This is a genomic window from Gemmobacter nanjingensis, from assembly GCF_014652195.1.
Taxonomy (GTDB): domain Bacteria; phylum Pseudomonadota; class Alphaproteobacteria; order Rhodobacterales; family Rhodobacteraceae; genus Gemmobacter; species Gemmobacter caeni.
In genome coordinates, this window is the sequence record NZ_BMYI01000013.1 from 83,806 (window position 1) to 105,641 (window position 21,836).

23 protein-coding genes are annotated in these 21,836 nt (G+C 65.3%); 8 read left to right on the top strand and 15 right to left on the bottom strand.

All coding sequences use genetic code 11. The features are described from left to right. Positions 1-139 precede the first annotated feature (139 nt). The 3 genes from IE126_RS18170 to IE126_RS18180 are packed head-to-tail and all read left to right on the top strand — an operon-like array spanning position 140 to position 1,754. A complete protein-coding gene (locus tag IE126_RS18170; RefSeq protein WP_229825642.1) occupies positions 140-616 on the top strand; it encodes an NUDIX hydrolase in 477 nt (158 codons plus the stop codon). A 53-nt stretch (positions 617-669) separates the two neighbouring features. Next, positions 670-1,098 carry a DUF1178 family protein gene (locus IE126_RS18175; protein WP_108129274.1) on the top strand — a complete coding sequence of 143 codons (429 nt, stop codon included), beginning with the start codon at positions 670-672 and terminating at the stop codon, positions 1,096-1,098. Next, positions 1,098-1,754, top strand: a complete 657-nt coding sequence (locus IE126_RS18180) for an SDR family NAD(P)-dependent oxidoreductase (protein ID WP_189381807.1) — start codon at positions 1,098-1,100, stop codon at positions 1,752-1,754. Before IE126_RS18175 ends, IE126_RS18180 begins: the two co-directional genes overlap by 1 nt. A 42-nt stretch (positions 1,755-1,796) precedes the next feature. On the opposite strand, the gene IE126_RS18185 is transcribed toward IE126_RS18180, so the two are convergent. Beyond that, positions 1,797-2,120 (bottom strand): 2Fe-2S iron-sulfur cluster-binding protein, encoded by a 324-nt coding sequence (locus tag IE126_RS18185; protein ID WP_054302260.1) that lies wholly within the window; start codon positions 2,118-2,120, stop codon positions 1,797-1,799. Positions 2,121-2,278: 158 nt separating this feature from the next. On the opposite strand from IE126_RS18185, the gene IE126_RS18190 reads away from it, so the two are divergent. From IE126_RS18190 to IE126_RS18200, 3 genes are read left to right on the top strand one after another with little or no spacing between them, the layout of a single operon-like run. Continuing rightward, positions 2,279-2,848 carry a peptidoglycan-binding domain-containing protein gene (locus tag IE126_RS18190; RefSeq protein ID WP_108129272.1) on the top strand — a complete coding sequence of 190 codons (570 nt, stop codon included), beginning with the start codon at positions 2,279-2,281 and terminating at the stop codon, positions 2,846-2,848. After that, a complete protein-coding gene (locus tag IE126_RS18195) occupies positions 2,845-3,486 on the top strand; it encodes an HD domain-containing protein (protein WP_054302262.1) in 642 nt (213 codons plus the stop codon). Before IE126_RS18190 ends, IE126_RS18195 begins: the two co-directional genes overlap by 4 nt. Positions 3,487-3,491: 5 nt before the next feature. After that, positions 3,492-4,037 carry a L,D-transpeptidase family protein gene (locus IE126_RS18200; RefSeq protein WP_108129271.1) on the top strand — a complete coding sequence of 182 codons (546 nt, stop codon included), beginning with the start codon at positions 3,492-3,494 and terminating at the stop codon, positions 4,035-4,037. Here the strand turns inward: IE126_RS18200 and IE126_RS18205 are convergent. The 9 genes from IE126_RS18205 to IE126_RS18245 all read right to left on the bottom strand — a co-directional run bounded on the left by IE126_RS18205 (position 4,034) and on the right by IE126_RS18245 (position 13,977). Continuing rightward, a complete protein-coding gene (locus IE126_RS18205; protein WP_054302264.1) occupies positions 4,034-4,441 on the bottom strand; it encodes an acyl-CoA thioesterase in 408 nt (135 codons plus the stop codon). The genes IE126_RS18200 and IE126_RS18205 overlap by 4 nt on opposite strands. A gap of 128 nt (positions 4,442-4,569) precedes the next feature. Further along, positions 4,570-6,018, bottom strand: a complete 1,449-nt coding sequence (locus IE126_RS18210) for a DegQ family serine endoprotease (RefSeq protein ID WP_189381840.1) — start codon at positions 6,016-6,018, stop codon at positions 4,570-4,572. A gap of 164 nt (positions 6,019-6,182) precedes the next feature. Then, positions 6,183-6,392 (bottom strand): DUF2065 family protein, encoded by a 210-nt coding sequence (locus tag IE126_RS18215; protein WP_189381808.1) that lies wholly within the window; start codon positions 6,390-6,392, stop codon positions 6,183-6,185. A gap of 5 nt (positions 6,393-6,397) precedes the next feature. Continuing rightward, positions 6,398-7,273, bottom strand: a complete 876-nt coding sequence (gene hflC / locus IE126_RS18220; protein WP_054302267.1) for a protease modulator HflC — start codon at positions 7,271-7,273, stop codon at positions 6,398-6,400. 1 nt (position 7,274) lies between these two features. Then, positions 7,275-8,441: an FtsH protease activity modulator HflK gene (hflK, locus tag IE126_RS18225; RefSeq protein WP_054302268.1), complete on the bottom strand. Its 1,167-nt coding sequence runs from the start codon at positions 8,439-8,441 to the stop codon at positions 7,275-7,277. Between the two features lie 103 nt (positions 8,442-8,544). After that, positions 8,545-9,903 carry a glutathione-disulfide reductase gene (gene gor / locus IE126_RS18230; protein ID WP_189381809.1) on the bottom strand — a complete coding sequence of 453 codons (1,359 nt, stop codon included), beginning with the start codon at positions 9,901-9,903 and terminating at the stop codon, positions 8,545-8,547. A 1-nt stretch (position 9,904) separates the two neighbouring features. Continuing rightward, positions 9,905-10,693, bottom strand: coding sequence for a ribose-5-phosphate isomerase RpiA (rpiA, locus tag IE126_RS18235; protein WP_108129266.1), 789 nt, complete (start codon positions 10,691-10,693; stop codon positions 9,905-9,907). A gap of 90 nt (positions 10,694-10,783) precedes the next feature. Continuing rightward, positions 10,784-13,111 (bottom strand): calcium-binding protein, encoded by a 2,328-nt coding sequence (locus IE126_RS18240; protein WP_189381810.1) that lies wholly within the window; start codon positions 13,109-13,111, stop codon positions 10,784-10,786. Between the two features lie 137 nt (positions 13,112-13,248). Further along, positions 13,249-13,977 (bottom strand): DUF3108 domain-containing protein, encoded by a 729-nt coding sequence (locus IE126_RS18245; RefSeq protein WP_229825644.1) that lies wholly within the window; start codon positions 13,975-13,977, stop codon positions 13,249-13,251. A gap of 181 nt (positions 13,978-14,158) precedes the next feature. Here IE126_RS18245 and meaB point away from each other — a divergent pair, with 181 nt between their 5' ends. Continuing rightward, positions 14,159-15,133 carry a methylmalonyl Co-A mutase-associated GTPase MeaB gene (gene meaB / locus IE126_RS18250; protein WP_189381811.1) on the top strand — a complete coding sequence of 325 codons (975 nt, stop codon included), beginning with the start codon at positions 14,159-14,161 and terminating at the stop codon, positions 15,131-15,133. Positions 15,134-15,175: 42 nt separating this feature from the next. On the opposite strand, the gene IE126_RS18255 is transcribed toward meaB, so the two are convergent. From IE126_RS18255 to argE, 4 genes are all read right to left on the bottom strand, one after another. After that, positions 15,176-16,102 carry a DMT family transporter gene (locus IE126_RS18255; RefSeq protein WP_229825647.1) on the bottom strand — a complete coding sequence of 309 codons (927 nt, stop codon included), beginning with the start codon at positions 16,100-16,102 and terminating at the stop codon, positions 15,176-15,178. Between the two features lie 143 nt (positions 16,103-16,245). Further along, a complete protein-coding gene (locus tag IE126_RS18260) occupies positions 16,246-17,619 on the bottom strand; it encodes an L-serine ammonia-lyase (protein WP_189381812.1) in 1,374 nt (457 codons plus the stop codon). A 134-nt stretch (positions 17,620-17,753) separates the two neighbouring features. Further along, the gene (gene mnmH, locus IE126_RS18265) at positions 17,754-18,803 is read right to left on the bottom strand and encodes a tRNA 2-selenouridine(34) synthase MnmH (protein ID WP_189381813.1); all 1,050 of its coding nucleotides are present in this window, start codon (positions 18,801-18,803) and stop codon (positions 17,754-17,756) included. A 42-nt stretch (positions 18,804-18,845) separates the two neighbouring features. Then, entirely contained in the window at positions 18,846-20,024 is a 1,179-nt protein-coding gene (gene argE / locus IE126_RS18270; RefSeq protein ID WP_268245824.1) for an acetylornithine deacetylase, read from the bottom strand. A gap of 111 nt (positions 20,025-20,135) precedes the next feature. Here argE and IE126_RS18275 point away from each other — a divergent pair, with 111 nt between their 5' ends. Next, positions 20,136-20,753, top strand: a complete 618-nt coding sequence (locus tag IE126_RS18275) for a hypothetical protein (protein ID WP_189381815.1) — start codon at positions 20,136-20,138, stop codon at positions 20,751-20,753. Between the two features lie 17 nt (positions 20,754-20,770). On the opposite strand, the gene iolG is transcribed toward IE126_RS18275, so the two are convergent. Further along, the gene (gene iolG / locus IE126_RS18280) at positions 20,771-21,772 is read right to left on the bottom strand and encodes an inositol 2-dehydrogenase (protein ID WP_189381816.1); all 1,002 of its coding nucleotides are present in this window, start codon (positions 21,770-21,772) and stop codon (positions 20,771-20,773) included. Between the last annotated feature and the right edge of the window lie 64 nt (positions 21,773-21,836).

The window sequence follows — 21,836 nt, forward strand, 5'->3', positions numbered from 1 at the left end:
CCGTCAGTCGAACCTATGTTCCATAATCAGGGTTCAGACAGACCCAAGATACAGAGAATCCCGCAAAGGAACATACCCGTTCTTGTGTAGCGGGCCGTAACAGGCAGGCAATGACGTGACGATTGAAATGAGGCCCGAGATGCCGCCCCCCGAACCGGCGGATACCCGCACACAATACGGTGCGCTGTGCTGGCGCGCCGGTCGTGAAGGGATCGAGGTGCTGTTGATCACCAGTCGCGATACCGGGCGCTGGGTGATCCCGAAGGGCTGGCCGATTGACGGGCTCAGCCCCGAAGCCTCTGCCGCCCGCGAGGCGTGGGAGGAAGCGGGGGTGGAAGGTCAGGCGGATACGCATTGTCTGGGGCTTTATTCCTACGACAAGGGGCTGGGGCGCGGCGAGGGGCCGAAACGCCAGACGGTCCCCTGTGTCGTGGCAGTCTACCCGCTGCAGGTGTCGGCCCTTGCTGGCAGCTTCCCCGAGGAAAAACAGCGCCGCCGCAAGTGGTTCCGCCCCCGCAAGGCGGCCCGCAAGGTGGCCGAGCCCGAGTTGCAGGCCCTGCTGGCCAACCTTGACAGCCGGGCGGTGTTTCCGGGCAAGACCGCTGGCGGTGCTTGATTTCCGTCGCCGGGCGGGCCATCTGTGACAGATACTCAACCCCGGAAAAGGCCATGATCCGCTATTCGCTGCACTGCGCCGAAGGACATGATTTCGAAAGCTGGTTCGCCTCGGCCACTGCTTTCGACGATCTGAAGGCCCGCGGGCTGGTGAGCTGTGCGCTTTGCGGTGGCAACCGGGTGGAGAAGGCACTGATGGCCCCGGCAGTCGCAGCCAAAGCGGCGGAGCCAGCGGCCCGGCCCGATCTGAAAGCGCCTGCCTCTGAAATTGAAACCGCGCTGGCGGCGCTGCGCCGCGAAGTCGAGGCAAACTCCGAATATGTCGGGATGAACTTCGTTTCCGAGGCACGGCGCATGCATGCGGGCGACAGCCCCGAACGCGCAATCCATGGCGAGGCCCGGCCTGACGAAGCGCGCAAGCTGATCGAGGAAGGCGTGCCCGTCGCACCGCTGCCCTTCCTGCCCGTACGAAAGGCCAACTGATGCCGCATCTCCTGATCACCGGCGCCGGGCGTGGCATCGGCCGCGCGCTGGCCACCACTGCGGATGCGCGGGGCTGGCAGGTGACCGGCACGACCCGCGGCACCCCGCCCGAGACGCCTGCAATCCGCTGGGAGCGGCTGGATGTGACCGATCCGGCGTCGCAGACAGCCCTCGCCGCGCAGCTGGGTCCGCTGGATGCGGTGATCTGCAATGCAGGGGTGCTGCTGGATCGCGGGCAGCGGCTGGAGGATGGCTATGCGCCGGAGCTTTGGGCCGAAAGCTTTGCCACCAACGTCACAGGCGTCTTTCTGACGGTGCAGGCCGTGCTGCCCCTGTTGCGGGCCAGTCGCGGGCGCATCGTCATCCTGTCATCGCAGATGGGCTCTACCCAGCGTGCGCCGGGCGGCAGCTATGCCTATCGGGCCTCCAAGGCGGCGGTGTTGAATCTCGGGCGCAATCTCGCCACCGATCTGGCACCCGAAGGCATTGCCGTCTCGATCCTGCATCCCGGCTGGGTGCAGACCGACATGGGCGGAAGTGGCGCCGAAATCACGCCCGAGGCCGCCGCCGAAGGCATTCTGGACCGGCTGGACGCGCTGGACGTTGCCACGACCGGCAGGTTTGAAACCTGGGACGGCCGTGCCCATCCGTTCTGACCCCGGCCGACCCGGCCCTGACGGACCGGGCCTGCCGTCAGATCAGATCTGTTTCTCCGGCAGATTGACCACCAGACCGTCCAGCGCATCGCTGACCTTCAGCTGGCAGGTCAGACGCGAGCGTACCGGATCGGGCTGCCACGCGAAATCCAGCATATCCTCTTCCATCGCGTCCTTCTTGGGCAGGCGGTCCACCCATTCCGTCGCGACATAGACGTGGCAGGTGGAACAGGCACAAGCGCCGCCACAATCGGCCTCGATCCCCGGCACGCCATTGTCGCGCGCGCCTTCCATCACCGTCAGGCCGGTCGCGACCTCGATGACATGCTGGGTTCCGTTATGCTCCACATAGGTGATCTTCGCCATTTCGCCGGGCCTTTGTTCACAGGTTGCGGCAAAGACATAGGCGAAATCGGCGCGGGCTTCCAGCCCGGCGGCGACAGGTCTTGCCCCCCTTTCGCCGCACGGATTTTGCCGTTACTCTGCCCCGGCCTGAAGGCAGAACGAGCAGCAACAGAGACCCGATGATCCGATCCCGCGCCCTCCTGCGCCCCGCGCCGGTCGCCCTTTTCCTTGCGCTGATCGCTCTGGCAGGCTGCCAGCCCGGCACCGGAACGCAGGGCCCGGCGACCGCCGATCTGGCCGCAGACGTGATCCGCCCGCCCTCGCCCTTTGACCCGCTGCCCAAGGGTGGCCCCGGTGAATGCTGGGCCGCCGATGTCACCCCCGCCGTGTTCGAGACGGTGACCGAACAGGTGCTGGTGACCGAAGCGCAGCGCGATGCCGCCGGAAACCTGATCGCCCCGCCGGTCTACAGCAGCGAGGCGCATCAGCGTGTGGTGAAGGAACGCGAAGCGGTACATTTCCGCACCCCCTGCCCCGACCAGATGACCGTGGCTTTCGTGGCAACGCTTCAACGGGCGCTGAAGGCGCGGGGCTATTACATGGCGCCGGTCAGCGGCACGATGGATGCCGCCACGGCGGAATCGATCCGTCGCTTTCAGGAGCCGCTGGGCCTTGACAGCCCCACGCTGTCCCTGCGCGCGGCGCGGGCGCTGGGGATCGTCACAACAGATCTGGACGAGATACAATGACCCTGACCCAAAGACAGGCTGCCTACGAGGCTGAAGTGCTGCGCCGCTGGCAGGACCAGAGCGATGGCGCGCATGATCTGGGCCACCTGCGCCGGGTCTGGCGCAACTGCCAGACCATCGCACTGGCCGAGGGCGGCGCCGATACCGAGGTTCTGCTGGCCGCCGCCTTCTTTCACGATCTGGTCAATCTGCCGAAGAACCACCCCGAACGGGCACAGGCGTCGCGCCTTTCCGCACGCGCGGCGGTCGACTGGCTGGCAACACAGGGGTTTCCGGCGGAAAAACTGCCCGCTGTCGAACATGCCATCGCGGCCCACAGCTTTTCCGCCGCCATCCCACCCGAAACGACAGAGGCGCGCATCCTTCAGGATGCCGACCGGCTGGAGGCGCTGGGCGCGCTGGGGATAGCCCGGATGTTCTATGTCGCAGGTGCGATGGGCGGCGCGCTGTTCGATGCCGACGACCCTTTGGCCAGCCACCGCCCGCTGGATGACCGGGCCTTCGCGCTGGACCATATCGAGGTAAAGCTGCTGCCGCTGGTGCACGCCATGCAGACCACCGAGGGCCGCCGCATGGCCGAGGAAGGCGCCGACTGGCTCATGTCCTTCCGGTCACGCCTGCTGCGCGAGATCGGCTGAACCGGATGCAGCGGCGGTTGATCCTTGCGGCGCTTATCGTCGCCCTGCCCGGCGCCTGGGTTTATACCAAGGCCATGGCGCGCCTTGCGCCCGGTGATCCGCCGGTTATGGCTGCCCCGGCAGAACAGGCCGATCTGATCCGAGTGGACAAGGCCGACCGGAAGATGGAGCTTTGGCAGGGCGAAAGGTTGCTGCGCAGCTATGCCATCGTGCTGGGCGCGGCGGCAGATGACGGCCACAAGCGTCACGAAGGCGACGAGCGCACGCCCGAGGGCCGCTATGTCATCGACTGGCGCAACCCCCGGTCCTCGGCCTATCTGAGCCTGCACATTTCCTATCCCGACGCCAGCGACCGCGCGGCGGCCCATGCCGCAGGCCAGGACCCCGGTGGTAATATCATGATCCACGGCCTGCCGAACGGCTGGGGCTGGCTTGCACCGCTGCACCGGCTGCGTGACTGGACCGATGGCTGCATCGGCGTCACCAATGCCGAGATGCATGAGATCTGGGCCCTGGTCCCCGATGGCACACCCATCGAGATCCGCCCCTAGCCCTGCGACAGCTGCTCTTTCGGGATTGGCCGGGAGTGGCCGGTTTCGTCGATGGCGACAAAGGTGAAGGTCGCATCGGTCACCTTGATGTTTTCGGTGTCATAGCGATGGCGGCGCCAGGCCTCGACATGGATGCGCATGGAACTGCGGCCGGTGCTTTCCAGATCGGCGTAGATCGAAACCACATCCCCCACCTTCACGGGCTTGAGGAAGGTCATCCCGTCCACCGCGATGGTGACCGACCGGCCACGGGCGATACGGGCGGCAAGGTTGCCTGCGGCAAGGTCCATCTGCGCCATCAGCCAGCCGCCAAAGATGTCACCCGCCGGGTTCGTATCGGCGGGCATGGCAATAGTGCGGATCACCGGCTCGTGGTCGGGCGGGGTTGCAGTTGTGTCTGGCATGGCGGCGGCTCCTGTTTACAAGGCAAGAATGCCGCGATGCGGCACAGGGGGGAAGCCCCGGCTGCGCTCCGGACAAACAAAAAGGGCGGCGGGTTGCCCCGCCGCCCTTTCCTGTATTTGCGCCTCGCTTACTCGACCGACAGTGCCACGAAACGCGGGTCTCCATCGCGGCGGATCAGCAGCAGGATGGATTTGCGGCCCGCATCCTTGGCTTCCGTCAGGCGGTCTTTCAGATCCTCGATACGGCTGACCTTCTGCTGGCCAGCCTCGGTGACCAGATCGCCTTCGCGCAGGCCCTTGGTGAAGGCTTCCGACGTGCCGTCGACCTTGGTGACCACCAGGCCTTCGGTGCCGTCGGGCAGGTTCATCTGCGCCGCCAGTTCCTCGGTCACCGGCGACAGGGTCAGACCCAGAAGCTCTTGCCGGGCGGGCGCGGTGTCGCCTTTCTTGGCAGCGGTGTTTTCAACCTTCTCGGCATCTTCCCGGCGGCCCAGCGTCACGCTCAGCGTTTCGGACTTGCCTTCGCGCAGAACCAGAACCTTTACCGCCTCGCCAACCGGGGCATCGGCCACACGACGAGTCAGATCACGCACATCCCGGATTTCATTGCCCGCGAAGCTGACGATCACGTCGCCCGCCAGAATGCCGCCATCCTTGGCCGGGCCATCCGGCACATCCGTGACCAGCGCCCCCTTGGAACCCTTGGCAAGGCCCATCGCCTCGGCCACGTCCGGGGTTACGTCCTGAATGCGCACGCCCAGCCAGCCACGGCGGGTTTCACCGAACTGGCGCAGCTGATCCACGACCTTGTTGACCACATTCGACGCCATCGAGAAGCCGATGCCGATGGAGCCGCCGTTGGGCGACAGGATCGCGGTATTCACGCCGATCACCTGCCCGTCCATGTTGAACAGAGGGCCACCCGAGTTGCCTTTGTTGATGGCGGCATCGGTTTGCAGATAATCGTCATAGGTGCCGGTCAGCGCGCGGTTCCGGGCCGAAACGATGCCCGCCGAAACCGAGAAGCCCTGACCCAGCGGGTTGCCCATGGCCACCACCCAATCGCCCACGCGCATCAGATCGCTGTCACCGAAGTTGACGAAGGGCAGCGGCTTGTCGCTTTCCACTTTCAGCAGCGCGATATCGGTCTTGGGGTCGGTTCCCACCAGTTTCGCGGGCAGACGGTCCCCCGAGAAGAACTCGATCTCGATCTGGTCGGCGCCTTCGATGACGTGGTTATTGGTGACGATATAACCGTCCTCGGAAATCACGAAGCCCGAACCCAGCGCCTCGGACCGGCGCGGCTCGCCGTTCGGGTTCTGGAACTGGTCGAAGAAATCCTTGAAGGGCGAGCCGTCGGGCAGTTGCGGCATGTCCTCGGTCGAGGTTTCGACCACGGCAGAAGTGGTGATGTTCACCACCGCAGGGCTGATCTGTTGCGCCAGATCGGCAAAGCTTTCGGGGGCGCCGCGCGCTTCCGCGCGCGTGATCGGCCCCATGGCCACCGCGAGGCCCAGAAGCATCGCGCCCGCCAGGCGGATCAAGCCGACGCGGGGCGGGGCCGATGCGATTTCCATGGAAATGGCTCTGGATTGCACCGCTCTCTCCTTTCGGTTGCAAGTTCCGTCCCGGAACCTGTCCGGGTATGGCGCTATAGACAACAGTAAGCCGGTTTCGACGCAATGCAAACCAAGTCGCGCCGCGTCAACTGGGTGTGAGATACTGTTTCAACCCGCCAGCTTCAGCCGGAGGAGGGGCCGAAGCCGAGGCTGCGGGCCATCCACAGCAGCGCCACACCTGCAGCCAGCGCCGCCAGACCCGCCATGCGGCGCTGTGATACGGTCATCGCCGCAATCAGCGCCAGAAGCTGCGGAATACGCGAAGGGGCCAGCGCAAGCACCAGCCCCTCGATCACGCAGGCAGCGCCGATCAGCCAGAAGATCAGCGCCATGCCCGTTACTGCTGCCTGCCCTGCGCATCCCGCAGGTAATCGAAGAATTCGCTGTCGGGCGTCAGCACGATCGACGAATTTCCAGATTTCAGCGCCCGCTCATAGGCAGTCAGCGAGCGGGTGAAGGCAAAGAACTCCGGGTCGCGCCCGAAAGCCTCGGCATAGATTGCGTTCCGCTTGGCATCGGCCTCACCACGGATCACCTCGGCCTGGCGCCGTGCGTCCGAAGTCACCTCGACCACACTGCGGTCAGCGGCGGCGCGTACGCGGCTTGCGGCCTCGTTACCGCGCGCGATCTCGTCTGCCGCCTCACGCTGCCGTTCGGCCCGCATCCGGGCGAAGGTCGCGGCAAGGTTCTGATCCGGCAGGTCCGTGCGGGTCAGCCGCAGGTCGATCACCTCGACACCGAGGCTCTGCGCCTCGCGCTTGGCGATATCGCGGATGCGGTTCATCAGCGCTGTCCGGTCGTTCGAGGTCACGGCATTCAGCGGCACCGAGCCCAGAACCTCGCGGATCGCGGCGGAAACCACCGGGCCAAGCCGTGCCTGCGCCGCCTCGACACCACCGGGGCCGACGGCCTCGCGGAAGTCGATCAGGTTGTCGATGCGCCAGCGGGCGAAGGCATCGACAATCAGGCGACGGTTGTCGCTGAGCGTGACCTCCAGCGGCTGCGTTTGCAGACCCAGAATCCGGTCCTCATAGCTGACGACGTCCTGAATGAACGGCAGTTTGAAGCCCAGGCCCGGCTCGGTCACCTCTTGCTTGACCTGACCGAATTGCAGGATCAGCACCTGATCGCGCTCATCGACGATGAAGATCGAGGACAGGCCGGTGACGACGGCGATGAAAGCGGCGCCAAGGAAGAAGGGGGCTTTCGACATGTCAGTTGCTCCCCTGCGGCTTGGGCTGTTCGGCCGGACGGACCAGTTCGTTCAGCGGCAGATACGGCACGACGCCCGAACTGCCCTGATCCTTCTCGTCCAGAATGACCTTGTTCATGCCACCAAGAACATTTTCCATGGTTTCCAGATACATCCGCTTGCGCGTCACATCCGGCGCCTTGACATATTCCTGATAGACGGCGCCGAAGCGGCTCGCCTCGCCCTCTGCGGCGTTGGTCACCTGGGCGCGATAGGCCTCGGCGTCCTGGGTGATGCGCGCGGCTTCCCCCCGTGCGCCCGCGGTCACGCGGTTGGCATAGGCATCGGCCTCTTTCTCCAGCCGGTCGCGTTCCTGCTGCGCGGCCTGCACCTCACGGAAGGCATCGCGCACCTCATCCGGCGGATCGGCGCGGTTGAAGTTCACCCGCACGACATTGATGCCGGCCTGATAGCTGTTAAGCGTGTTCTGCACCGCCTCACGCAGCTCGGCGGCAATCGGGCCACGGCCGGTGTTCAGCACCGGGATCAGTTCGGACCTGGCAATGATGTCGCGCATGGCCGAGGCCGAAACCGCGCGGATCGTATCGGCGGGGTCCGCCAGATTGAACAGATAGTCGGCCGGGTTCGACACGTTCCAGACCACCTGGAAGTCAATGTCCACGATGTTCTGGTCACGGGTCAGCATCAGCCCGCCATCCATCTCGCCGTTGCGGCCAGTGCCGATATCGGTCGTCCGTTCGCCGGTCACCTGCACCACTTCGGCGGTGACAAAGGGCCAGGGCGCGAAGTTCAGGCCGGGGTTCCCCACCGCGCTGAACTTGCCCAGAAACAGTTCAACCGAGCGTTCCTCGGGCTTCACTGTATAGAACGAGGCATAAGACCACAGGCCCGCCAGCACCAGCGCGGCCAGCGCGATGCCGGGCTTCGACAGGATCGGCCCAACGGGTGAGCCGCCATTGCCACCGCCGCCACCCGAACCGCCGGGGCGCCCACGCCCCCCCATCAGCACGCGAAGCTGTTCCTGTCCCTTTTTCACGATCTCGTCGATCTCGGGAATCTGGGGTCCATCGTTTCCGGGCCTGCGCGGCCCGCCACGCCCGTTGTCGCGGCCGTCGCGGTCGTCACCGCCTCCACCGCCGCCACCGCCCCACGGTCCTCCATTCGACATCGACTTTTCCCTAACTGTTTTCGTTTCCAGCTAACTGGTCATTCCGGCGTGAAAATCAACCCTGAATCCCCGCGGTTGAGAGCTTTGGTCGCAGACTGGCGCCCTACCCCCGGCGCACCGGATTGCGCATCGTCACCAATTCCTCGGAAATGGTCGGATGCACGGCCACGGTACGGTCGAAATCTTCCTTCGTCGCCCCCATTTTCACCGCGATGGCGGCAAGCTGGATCATCTCGCCCGCGCCGGGGCCGACGATATGGCAGCCGAGCACCTTGCGGCTGGACTGGCTGACCACCAGCTTCATCAGCACGCGGTCCTGCCGCCCTGCGAACAGCGACTGCATCGGACGGAAGCTGGCCGCATAGACCTCGACCGGCTCCTGATCGCGGGCCGCCTCTTCGGTCATCCCGACAGTGCCAAGCTCCGGCTGGGTAAAGACGGCAGAGGCGACCAGTTCGTGATCTGCCTTGCGCGGTTTGCCCACGAACACCGTATCCGCAAAGGCATGGCCCTCGCGGATCGCGACCGGGGTCAGGTTGATCCGGTTGGTGACATCGCCCACAGCATAGATCGAGGGCACGGAACTCTGGCTCCAGTCATCCACCTTCACCTCGCCATTGCGACCCAGTTCGACGCCCAGAGTCTCCAGCCCCAGACCGGAGGTATTGGGTTTGCGGCCAGTGGCATAAAGCACCAGATCGAATTCGCGCTCGGTGCCATCCGTTGCCACAGCGCGGATGCCGCCATGCGTCTTCTCCAGCCGCAGCACATCAGTGCCGCAATGGATGGTGACACCTGACGCCTGCATGGCGGTTGCCACATGACCCCGCGCCTCGTCATCGAAGCCGCGCAGAATTTGCGCCCCGCGATAATACTGGCAGACATTGACGCCCAGACCGTTGAGGATGCAGGCAAACTCTGACGCAATAAAGCCGCCGCCCACCACCAGCGCCCGCTTGGGCAGCTTTTCCAGACGGAACATCTCGTTCGAGGTAACGGCCAGTTCGGCGCCGGGCACATCCGGCACGAAGGGACGCCCGCCGGTGGCGATCAGGATATGTTTCGCGGTGAGACGCTGGCCCTCGGCCAGTTCTACCGTATGCGCATCAACCACCGTGGCACGCTGGTCGAAGATTTGCACCCCCGCGCCGGTCAGGCCGCCCCGATAGGCCGCCTCCAGCCGGTTCAGCTCTGCCTCAAGCTGCACGCGGAAATGGCCCCAGTTGAAGGCGCCCGCCTCGACCTTCCAGCCGTAGGCGCGGGCATCCTCGATCAGGCCCGGATATTCACTGGCATAGACCATCAGCTTCTTGGGCACGCAGCCACGAATGACGCAGGTGCCGCCCATGCGGTATTCTTCGGCCAGCGCGACCCTGGCCCCGCCCTCGGAGGCGGCGATCCGCGCCGCGCGCACGCCACCAGAACCGCCACCGATAACGAACAGATCGTAGTCGTATGCCATCTCAGTCGTCCGCATCGGTGAAGATGTTGTCGCTCGGCGCCAGATCAATATGGCCGTCCTCGACCTCGCCCGAGTTGATGTCACGCACCGTCACACGGCCGTCGCCATGGCCCACCACCACGATATCGCAGATGTCGATGAACAGCCCGTTTTCCACCACACCCGGGATCTGGTTCAGCACCAGCGAAAGCTGACGCGGATTGCCGATGCGTTTCAGATGCAGGTCAACGATGTAATTCGCCTCGTCCGTCACCAGAGGCGCGTCGCCATTCATGCGCAAAGTGCAGTCGCGGCTCAGCACATCAAGGCTGACCAGCGTTTCCTCGATCAGCGCCTTGGTGGTCTGCCATCCGAAGGGGATCACCTCGACCGGCAGCGGGAAGGCGCCAAGCTGCGCCACCTCTTTCGCGGCATCGGCAATGACGATCATCTGGTCGCTGGCCGTCGCCACGATCTTTTCCTGCAACAGCGCCGCGCCGCCGCCCTTGATAAGGTTCAGCTGGCTGTCGATTTCATCGGCGCCGTCAATGGTGAGATCCAGCCATTTCGCATCATCCAGCGACACAACCGGCACGCCGAGGCTGCGGGCCAGTTCGGCGGTGCGGCTGGAGGTTGGCACGCCCTTGACCTTCAGCCCCTCCTCGCGGATGCGTTCTGCCAGACAGCGCACCATCCATGCAGCGGTGGAGCCGGTGCCAAGGCCCAGCTTCATGCCCGATTCCACATAATCCACCGCGCGTTTGGCGGCGACGAACTTGGCCTTGTCGATGGGCGAAAGATCGGCGGGCATGGCAACTCCTCGGCTTTTGCTGCGCAGCCTTATAGGATGTTACCGCCCATAGTGCGAGAGGCCATCGCCGCCGCCCCGATCACGGCCCGGTCACAGGAAGTCGAAGTTATGCGGCTTCAGCTGCTCGAAACTGATGCCCTGCAGGGTCAGGCTGCTGCCCCCGACAGTGATCGTCAGATTACCCCGGCTTTCAGAGACCGCCGCCCCCAGATCCTCCAGATTGCGGAAGCGGGCAAGGCTGTCGCCACCCGCGACGTCGATCACATCCTCTTTCAGATTAAAGTTGCGGATCGTGTCGCGCCCCTTCGAGAAGATGAACAGATCCGCGCCGCCGCCGCCGTTCAGGATATCATTGCCGTCGCCGCCGTTCAGCGTATCGGCCCCGGCACCACCGAACAGGTTGTCCGCGCCACCGCCCCCGAGGATGAGATCGTCGCCCTCGTCCCCGAACAGCGTATCGCGCCCGGTGCCGACCGACCTGCCGGTGGTTTCAAATTCGGCATCACCGTCGATCCGGTCGTTCCCCGCACCACCCTCGATCTTGTCATGCCCGGCGCCGCCCAGCAGCGTATCATTGCCGCCCCCGCCGTCGATCAGGTCTTTCCTGTCGAAGCCATAAAGGCGGTTGCCCTTGGCATCGCCCACCATACGATCCGCAAAATCGGTGCCAAAGACATTCTCGATGGCTTTCAGCGTATTGGCCCCCAGCCCCTTCGCGCTGAGCGTCCCTGCACCCAGGTCAAGCCGCAGCCCGCCCGTCGCCTCCGCAGTATTGAGGTAATCCTTGCCGCTGCCGCCATCATAGCTGTCAGCCCCGTCACCCGCGACAATGCGGTCACTTCCGCCACCCGCCTTGACCACATCAGCGCCATCGCCCCCGGTCAGGCTGTCGCCGCCCGCCCCACCGATGAGCGTATCGGCCCCGGCGCCGCCTTCCAGCGTGTCATCGCCCTTTGAGCCATCGAGGCTGTCATTGTCGTCGCCACCGTCCAGCGCATCCTCGCCCTTCCCGCCCAGCAGCGTATCGTCCCCCGCGTGACCACGCAGGCGGTCATTGTCAGCCCCGCCATCCAGCCGGTCATTGCCGTCCTCGCCGTCGAGCAGATCATCGCCGGCATCGCCCGACAGATCGTCGTCATCGGCGCCGCCCCAGATCTTGTCGCCCTCGGCCCCGCCTTCCACGCTGTCGGCACCAGCCCCGCCATAAAGCGCGTCCAGCCCGGCGCCACCATAGATGACGTCTGCCCCGCCAAGCCCTTCCAGCCTGTTGCGACCATCGTCCCCGGCCAGGGTATCGTCATTATGGCTGCCCTGAACATTCTCGACCCCGCTCAGGCTGTCGGTATTGCCCCATTCATCGGTGGCGCTGCCGTCGTCCAGATCGACATTCACCCCTGTGACCGGACGGAAGCTCAGACCCAGCGCACGCCCTGCATTTGGCAAGACATCCATGTTATAGACGACGGTATCGACCCCGCCGCCGCCCTCGATCGTGTCATCGCCTGCACGGCCGTTGAAGGTATTGGCACGCCCGTCGCCCCGCAGCACGTCTGCGGCGGTTGAGCCATAGAGCCCCTCGATCCCGATCAGGATCGTTGTACCCCCGCCGCTCTGGCTGCCGTCCTCATAGACCTTCAGGTTGATCTCGGCCTTGCGGGCCGAAAGGTCGGCGACCACACCGTTATAATTGGTGGCGAAGCTGGCGATGTCCTGGCCCTTGCCACCGTTGATCCGGTCGTTGCCCGGCCCCGTGCCGCCGCCGGTATCGAAAAACTCTGTTACATCCTTGCGGTCAGTTCCGGTCAGGCGGTCAGCATAGATCGAGCCGATAACCGCCTCAAACCCCACGAGGCTGTGCGAAAACCGCCCGACACCCGAGGCGGTGCCCGAACCATATACATGCCCGGTAGAGGAGCTGTAATGCTCCACCTTCACCGTGCCGCCGTCAAACGTGGCCAGCCCCAGCCCGAGGTCGACAGTCACGCCTTTCGGAAACGAGGTGGTGATACGGCGTGCCATGTAATAGACCACGCCCGTGCCGGACCCGATAGACCACGAGCTGTAATCCAGCAGGTCATAACCCGACCCGCCGTCATAACTGTCATTGCCGCCGCTGGCCTGAATGGCGTCGTTGCCAGAGCCTGCATTGATGATGTCCGTGCCCGCTGGAATGATTTTCTCGGTATAGGGGCCAGAGTAATTCTCGGCGGTGAAATTGAATTCCTCGGTCTCGCCGGTGATGCCGCGCGTGATCACATCATCACCGGCACCGCCGAAGATCGTATCGTTGTCGCGGCTGTTTTCCAGCGTGTCGTTACCCGCCAGCCCTTCGATCCGGTTTGCCGTTTCCCGACGGGTATAATCGGGATCGCTATCACCAAGATTGTCGTTGCCGGAAGTTCCCCTGATCAACACCATTGCATGCCCCCGCAGGCTGTCTGGTCAAATGACTTTGGCCCGACCCAAAATGCGATCCGGGCATCAACGACCCGAGGGTAGCGTGATTCGGAGTGGCGGCGGGACGGAAAATCCCGCCGCCTCCCCTGAACGGGGGATCAGCGGCGCACCAGACGGGCCTTGCCGTAAAGCGTGTCTGTCGCCACCTCCACGACCCGCATCATCCCGTTACCCGCCGGTTCATAGGTCAGGGTAAAGGGGAAACGGGTCTTTTCTGCCATATCCTCCGGCGAGAAACCGGCGACACGGCGGTATTCGCCCGCGCAGGTCACCTTGTCGCCATTGGCTTTCGGGGCCGAAAGGCTCAGCCGGCTGGCGCGGCGCCCGTCAAACATGTTGACGCTGACGCGGCATTCCTCGCCCACCTTCACATCGCGCAGCGTGGCGAACATCGCCGTCAGCGGATCGACAGACCCCTTCTGCGCCGCCGGGTCGATGTCATAGGGGCGCGGAGTGCGCGGCGGGTTGTAGGTCTTGATGGTCGGGATACCGCTGGCCCAGGTCATCACAACCTGCGACTGGCGCCGTCCGGTATCGGCATCCTCGGTATAGGATTGCGGCTGATAGCTGCCCTTGGCGGTGATGCGGCCACGCGATTTCGCGTCATAGCGCACCTTCTTCAGCAGCGCCGCGAGGCCGGTGGTCTGCAACCGCCCCGCCACCGCATAGCCGCCACCGGGCAGGCCCTCACCGCTCCAGGTCAGGCTGCCTGCGGTAATGCCTTTCAACACGAAGTCGAACTGCGCCTGCTCAGCCCGTGCCGGGGCCGCCATCACAGCGGCGGCCATGAGCCCGGCGCACAGCGCCCGCGAAATTCCTGCTTTCACCCTACCACTCCATTCCTGCGCACGGCGCCGGGGCGGCTGCCGCCGCCAATCCGTCGCCTTCGGCACTGGAATATATCGGATCAAACGGGCATTACATCCCGACAAGCCCGTGATCGGCCCCTCCTTGCCGAGACCGGCGCCCCGACCGCCCCTGATCGCCTTCAGACGCCCGGAACAGACGATGGATGTAACAATTCTTGCCGAAGCCGTGAAATCCGGCGACCGCCGCGCCCTTGCCCGTGCCATCACACTGGTGGAAAGCGCGCGCGAGGATCACCGCGCGCAGGCCCGCGCGCTGGTGGCCGAGGTCGCCCGTGCCGGACGGCAGGCGCTGCGCATCGGGCTGTCGGGCACGCCCGGCGTCGGCAAATCGACCTTCATCGAAAGTTTCGGCTGTTTCCTGACCGCGCAAGGCTTGCGCGTCGCGGTTCTGGCGGTCGATCCGTCCTCTGCCCGCTCAGGCGGGTCGATCCTTGGCGACAAGACCCGGATGGAACGGCTGAGCCGCGATCCCATGGCCTTCATCCGCCCCTCCCCCAGCCAGACCCACCTTGGCGGCGTCGCGCGCCGCACCCGCGAGGCCGTCGCCCTGTGCGAGGCCGCGGGCTATGACGTGGTGCTGATCGAAACCGTCGGTGTCGGACAGTCCGAAACCATGGTGGCCGAGATGTGCGACCTGTTTCTTCTGCTGCTCGCCCCGGCGGGGGGCGACGAATTGCAGGGCGTCAAGCGCGGCATCATGGAAATGGCGGACCTCATCCTCGTGAACAAGGCCGATGGCGACCTGAAACCCGCCGCGATGCGGACGCAGGCCGATTACGCAGGCGCCCTGCGCCTGTTGCGCCGCCGCCCGCAGGACCCCGAGGGCTTTCCCAAGGCGCTGACCGTTTCGGCGCTGGAGGAAAATGGGCTGGCGCAGGCCTGGGAGGAGATGCAGACCCTGGCCGCATGGCGCCGCGACCATGGCCATTGGGACAGCCGCCGCGCCGCACAGGCCCGCCACTGGTTCGAGGAAGAGGTGCGTCAGGGCCTCCTTGCCCGCCTGACCCGCGAACCGATGCGCGGCGTTTTGCACGCGCTGGGTGCGCAGGTCGCCGAAGGCCGCCGCACCCCGGACGAGGCGGCGGCGGAACTGCTGGGGCAACTCGGCGCCTGATCCTGCAAGGCTGGCGTCCGCAGGATTGGCACTCTAACCCGCCTAGAAGCTCGCATCCGTCAGGCTGCGGGTGGCGCGGGCCTTGGCCCCCAGCCGCTCGCGCCAGATGACATAAAGCCCCGATCCGGTGATGACCACGATCCCCGCCCAGGTCATCGCATTCGGGAAATCGCCGAACACCAGATAGCCCAGCGCCACCGCCACCACGATTTCAAAATAGTGCAGCGGCGCCAGCGTAGCCGAAGGCGCGAATTTCAGCGCATAGGTCATGCACATATGGCTGACCCCGGCCCAGAAGCCGACCCCGAAGAGCCAGAGCCATGCCAGCCCCTCGGGCCAGACCGGATCAAGGCCGGCGATGCCCGTCCCCTCGGCCCAGAGGATCACCGGCAGGCACAGGACGATCCCCGCCAGCGAGGTATGAAGCTGCATCGCGACCGGGTGCATCCCCGTCGACATCGCCCTGGTCACCAGCATGTAAAAGGCGAACAGAAACGCCGTACCCAGCGGATAAAGCGTGACCGCGCCGAAGGTGGCGAAGGCAGGCTGGATCACCAGCAGCGCGCCGCCAAACCCCACGACCGAGGCCGCGATACGGCGCGGCCCGACCTCATCGCCGAACAGCAAACGGCCAAGGAACAGCAGGATGAACGGCTCCACAAAGACGATGGCCAGCGCATCGGCAATCGGCATGATCGCAATGGCCGCGATGAAGCAATAGGTAGAGAGCACCAGAAACAGCGCGCGCAGCATGACCAGCCCCGCCATCCGTGCGCTCATCCGCCAGGCACTGCCAAGGGCGAGTGCGATGGGCAGCATCAGGGCCCCCTGCACGACGAAACGGGCCAGCGTCACCTGCCCCACCGGGATGGTCGCGGTCGCCAGTTTCGAGGCCACATCCAGAAGCGGCGCAAGCACACAGAAGGCGATCATCAGCAGAACGCCGGGGAGGATACGATCTTGTGTCATGGTCCCTGTCTAGCCCGGCCCGGCAGGCAGGTCCAAGCCGGAAGCGACCACCGCAGGGGTCAGGCGCGGCAAATTCGTTCCAAACGAATTTGCAAATTTCTTGCGCAAGAAATTTGCGCCCGGCCCCGGCAGCGGTGCGGGGATCAGCAGTTCGGCACGTTGACGGCCAGACCGCCCAGCGAGGTTTCCTTGTATTTCTCGTGCATGTCATGGCCGGTCTGGCGCATGGTCTCGATACAGACGTCAAGGCTGACAAGATGCTGGCCATCGCCGCGCAGGGACAGGCTCGCGGCAGAAACCGCCTTGATCGCGCCCAGCCCGTTCCGTTCGATGCAAGGCACCTGCACCAGCCCCTTCACCGGGTCGCAGGTCATGCCGAGGTGATGCTCCAGCGCAATTTCAGCAGCGTTTTCCACCTGTTCCGGCGTTCCGCCCATCACGGCGCAAAGCCCCGCCGCCGCCATGGCCGCGGCACTGCCGACCTCGGCCTGACAGCCGCATTCGGCCCCCGAGATGCTGGCATTATGCTTGCACAAGCCCCCGATGGCCGAAGCCGTCAGCAGGAAATCAGGGATCTTCGACGTGGTCGCCCCCGGCACATGGTCAAGGTAATAGCGCAACACGGCGGGCAGCACGCCGGCCGCCCCGTTGGTCGGCGCGGTCACCACCTGACCACCAGCGGCGTTTTCCTCGTTCACCGCCATGGCATAAAGCGACATCCAGTCGTTGATCGTATGCGGCGCGGTCATGTTCAGACCGCGTTCGGCCTCCAGCGCCTCATGGATCCCCTTGGCCCGGCGGCGCACCTTCAGACCGCCGGGCAGGATGCCCTCGCCCGCCATGCCGCGGGTGATGCAGTTGTTCATCACCTCCCACAGCCGGGCGATGCCAGCCCTGATCTCGGCCTCGCTGCGGAAGCAAAGTTCGTTCTTCATCTTCATCTGCGCGATGCTGAGGCCCGACTCGCGCGCCATTTCCAGCATCTGCGCGGCACTTTCGAACGGGTAAGGGCAGCTTGCCTTCGGTTTTGCCGCCTCGCCCGCCGTCAGTTCCGCAGCGGTCAGCACGAAGCCGCCGCCGATGGAATAATAGGTTTCCTCAAGGATCACATCGCCCTGCGCATCGGTCGCGCGCAGGATCATACCATTGGCATGGCCGGGCAGCGAGGGGCCGTAGTCAAACACCATGTCGGTTTTCGGGTCAAAGACCAGCGTGCCAAGACCGGGAGGCGAGATGGTCCGCGTCTCATGGATTGCGGCCAGCGTGGCCTCGGCCTTGTCATGGTCGTAGCTGGCGGGTTCAAACCCGGCGAGGCCAAGAATGGTGGCACGGTCGGTCGCGTGACCGACGCCGGTGAAGGCCAGCGAGCCATGCAGCGAGGCGCGCAGCCCATGGGCATGGAACGGGCTGTCACGCAGGGTTTGCAAGAACCGCGCGGCAGCGACCATCGGCCCCATCGTATGCGAGGAGGACGGCCCGATGCCGACCTTGAACATGTCGAAAACCGAAAGGAACATCAGTCGGCCGCCCGCATACGGAGCAAAGTCATCGGTGTCATCTGCGTCTCCCTGTTCGCGCCAGCATGCCACGGCGGCAGGCAATGGCGAGCGGAAATGCGACAGGTTGCATTGCAAACCTGACGGGGTGGGGGTCAGAAGGTGCCCAGCCGGGCGAGGATCGCCCCGGCCAGAACGGGCAGCGCCCCGGGGCGGAGGCTTTCCGCCTCCACCACCTGGCGCGGCACCTCCATTCGGGCGCGGTGCTTGGCATAGCGCGGATCGTAATGATGCGCCATCAGGCTGTGGGCCAGCGCCTCATGCGCGCCCGTCGCGGCCAGTTCCTGCCAGCTTTCAACGCGCTCGGCCGCGTGCAGCGGCCGCAGCAGCGCCAGCGTGGCGGACAGCCGCGCGGGATCGGCGCTCAGGTCGGCATAGGCGCGGGCCAGATAGGCGGCGCGTTCGGCGCGCGGTGCCGCGATCTCGATCCGGGGGGCTGCCACCATGGCACGCCACAGGCGCGGTGGCAGGCGGCATTGACCGACTTTGGCGCTTTCGGCCTCCACCAGCACCGGGCGCGCAGGGTCGAGCCGCGCGAGTTCCAGCGCCAGCGCGCCCTCGAAAGCCTTCTGCGAAGGCTGCCCGCCCGGCATGGCGCCGAACAGCGAGCCGCGATGCCGCGCCAGCCCTTCAAGGTCGATCACCTGCGCGCCCCGCGCCTTCAGCAGCGCCAGAAGCTCGGTCTTGGCAGACCCGGTATTGCCGTCGAGCAGCACCACCGGGCTGGCGACCGGGCGGTCATAGACCTGTTCCACCACCAGCCGCCGCCAGCTGCGATAGCCGCCCTCCACCACATCCGCCCGCCAGCCCACGCTTTTGAGGATGGTGGCGAAAGAGCCTGACCGCATGCCGCCGCGCCAGCAATAGACCAGCGGACGCCAGCCGCCAGCCTTGTCGGCCAGCGGGCCTTCCAGATGCGCCGCGGCATTGCGCGCCACCAGCGCGCCGCCGATCTTGCGCGCCCTGAACGGGCTTTCCTGCTTGTAGATCGTGCCGACGATGGCGCGCTCGGCATTGCTCAGCACCGGCAGGCTGATGGCGCCGGGGATGTGATCCTCGGCCCATTCGGCAGGCGAGCGCACGTCGATGATCGTATCGAACCCGAGCGCCGCCAGATCGGTCAGGGAAGAAAGCGTAATGGCCATGGGCGCGACACTAGGGCTGCGCGGGGCACGGCGCAACGGGGGTCAGAAACCCGTTTCCAGCCTCATCAGCAGCGCCTCCAGCATCGCTTGCCCACGTTCCATCTGTTCCACCGTAACGAACTCGTCGGGCTTGTGGCCCTGCGCCATCGAGCCGGGGCCGCAGATCACTGTCGGCACCGCCACATCGCGCGAGAACAGCCCGCCTTCTGTGCCGAAGGCCACCTTGATCGTGCCGTTTGCCCCGGTCAGGCCCTTGACGAAATTCACCACCTCCGCATCGGAGGGCGTGCCAAGGCCCGGATAATCCCACAGCCGCTCCACCGTTATCGCAGCTTCGGGAAATTCGGCGCGCAAAGGAGCCACGATACGTTCGGCGCCTGCGCGCAATTCGACGATCAGGGTTTCGGGGTCGTCGCCCGCAAGGCTGCGGATTTCGAAATCCAGCGTGGCCCGGTTGGGCACGATATTGACCTGCACGCCGCCCTGCATCTTGCCGACATGGATCGTGGTATAAGGCACGTCATAGTCACCGTCGCGCAACCCGCTGGCCGCAACGCGGGCCTGAAGTGCGCGCACCTCACCCAGAAAATCTGCCGCCAGATGCAGGGCATTCAGCGCCAGCGGTGCCAGCGCCGAATGCCCCTCGCGCCCCGTGCAGGTCGCGCGCAATGCCACCTTGCCCTTGTGGCCGGTGGCCACCTGCATCGCCGTCGGTTCGCCCACGATACAGAAGCGCGGCTTGACCGGCGCCTGGGCCAGCATCTCGACCATAGACCGCACGCCCATGCAGCCGATTTCCTCGTCGTAAGACAGCGCCAGATGCAGCGGCACCTTCAGCGGGCGGGTCGCGGCCTTCAGCATCGCCTCGATGGCCAGCGCGCAGAAGCCCTTCATGTCCGCCGCGCCCCGACCGTAGAAACGGCCGTCCTCCTCGGTCAGGTGAAAAGGCGGTTTGGTCCAGGCCTGCCCTTCCACCGGCACCACATCGGTATGGCCTGAAAGCATCACGCCGCCCATGCCCTCTGGCCCGACCGAGGCGAACAGATTGGCCTTGCCGCCGCCCGCGTCAGGGATCAGCACCGCCTCGATCCCCGCGCCGGCCAGCAGATCGCGCACATAATGCATCAGCGCGATATTCGGCTTGGCGCTTGTGGTGTCGAATCCCATCAGCCGGGCAAAGATGTCACGCATTGCGGGCTCCCTTTCATTTTGTATGCACAAATAACCGGCCCGGCGGCGGTGCGAAAGCCCGGATCAGCGAAGCGCCGCTTCGGGCTTTTCTTCGCCGGGGCTTGCTGGCAGTGTCGCGCAGGTCGCTTTCCCGAGGTTCCGATGCGCCTGTTCCTTGCCCCTGCCCTGCTGAGCCTTCTGGCCACACCCGCCGCCGCCGATGCGGTGGCCCAGATGGTGACCGCTTACCGGCTGTTCGATCTGGGCGAGGCGGCGCAGGATGGCCTCAGCCAGATCGCGGCAGCGCGGCTGGCCGCGGGGGTCGAGATGCAGGTGGTTGATCGCAAGCCGGAGGCCACGGGCGGCAAGGATGGCGGCACTGACAGCCGCCCGGCGCCGCGCGACCCGGCCGCACTGATGGAACTCGCCCGTGTCGCGGTCGAGGCGGACGAAACACTGGCCATCCTGTTGCAGGAAACCGCCGCGATGGCGGACCTGCTCCCCAAGGTCACGCTGCGACAAAGCGCGGCCATGCTGCGGACGGGCGAGGTGCACAGCTATCGCCTGCCGCTGGATGGCGGCACCCCGACCGAGATCGGGGTGATCGGCGACGGTGACAGTCGCCTGTTGCTGGAGATCGGCACAGAGGCGGGGCCGCTGTGCCTGCAAAGCGGCATATCCGCCACATGTGCGGTCAGCCTGCCCGAAAGCGGGTTTGTCACCGTGACCCTGCGCAACCTCGGCGAAGGGGTGAGCGGCTACTGGCTGTTGACCGAATAGCCCCCACCCCTGCCGGATCAGATCACTTCGCTGACCAGAACGGTGCGTTTCTCGGCCACCGATTTCAGCGCCGCATCGGCCAGCGCCAGCGCGATCAACCCATCCTCGCCGGTGGGCACCGCTGCCGTGCCGCTGGCCAGAGCCTGGATGAAGGCCGCAATTTCCGCTGCATAGGCCTCGGTATAGCGGGTCATGAAGAAATCATGCAGCGGCGGGCGGATATAACCCCGGCCATTCGCCAGTTCGATGGAAACCGGCCGCTGGTTTTCGGCTGAAACCATGCCGTCCGAGCCATGCACCTCGATCCGTTGGTCATAGCCATAGGTCGCACGGCGCGAGTTGGAGATCATCGCCTGCCTGCCGCTTGCGGTTTTCAGCAGCACCTGCACCGAATCATAATCCCCTGCCGCGCCGATCGCCGGATCGACCAGCACGGCGGCGGAGGCCGCGACCTCGGTCACCTCCTCTCCCAGAAGGAAACGCGCCATGTCGAAATCATGGATTGTCATGTCACGGAAGATGCCGCCCGAGCGTTTGATATAATCGACAGGCGGGGCGCCGGGGTCGCGGCTGGTGATCACCACCATTTCAACCGCGCCAATCGCGCCCGCGTCGATCTGCGCCCGGACAGCGCGGAAATGGGGATCGAAACGACGGTTGAAGCCAACCATCAGTCGGCCGTTATGCTGACGCACCACCTCAAGGCATTGTTTCACGCGCCCGAGGCTCAGATCGACGGGTTTTTCGCAGAACACTGCCTTCCCGGCTTTCACAAAGCGCTCGATCAGATCGGCATGGGTGTCGGTGGGGGTGCAGATCACCACCGCGTCGATATCCCCGGCTTGTTCGATGGCGTCGATGCCGCGCACCTCACAGCCGTATTGATCCGCAATAGCCTGCGCCGCCCCGGGCATCGCATCAGCCACGGCAACAAGCCGCGCCTGCGGATCGCCGGTCACGGCCTTCGCATGGACCTTGCCGATGCGACCTGCGCCCAAAAGTCCGAATTTGACAGTCATCTGGTCCTCATACTGGCTGACGGAAGGCCCTGACCTGCCGCCTGTGTTCGATTTATATCAGCCT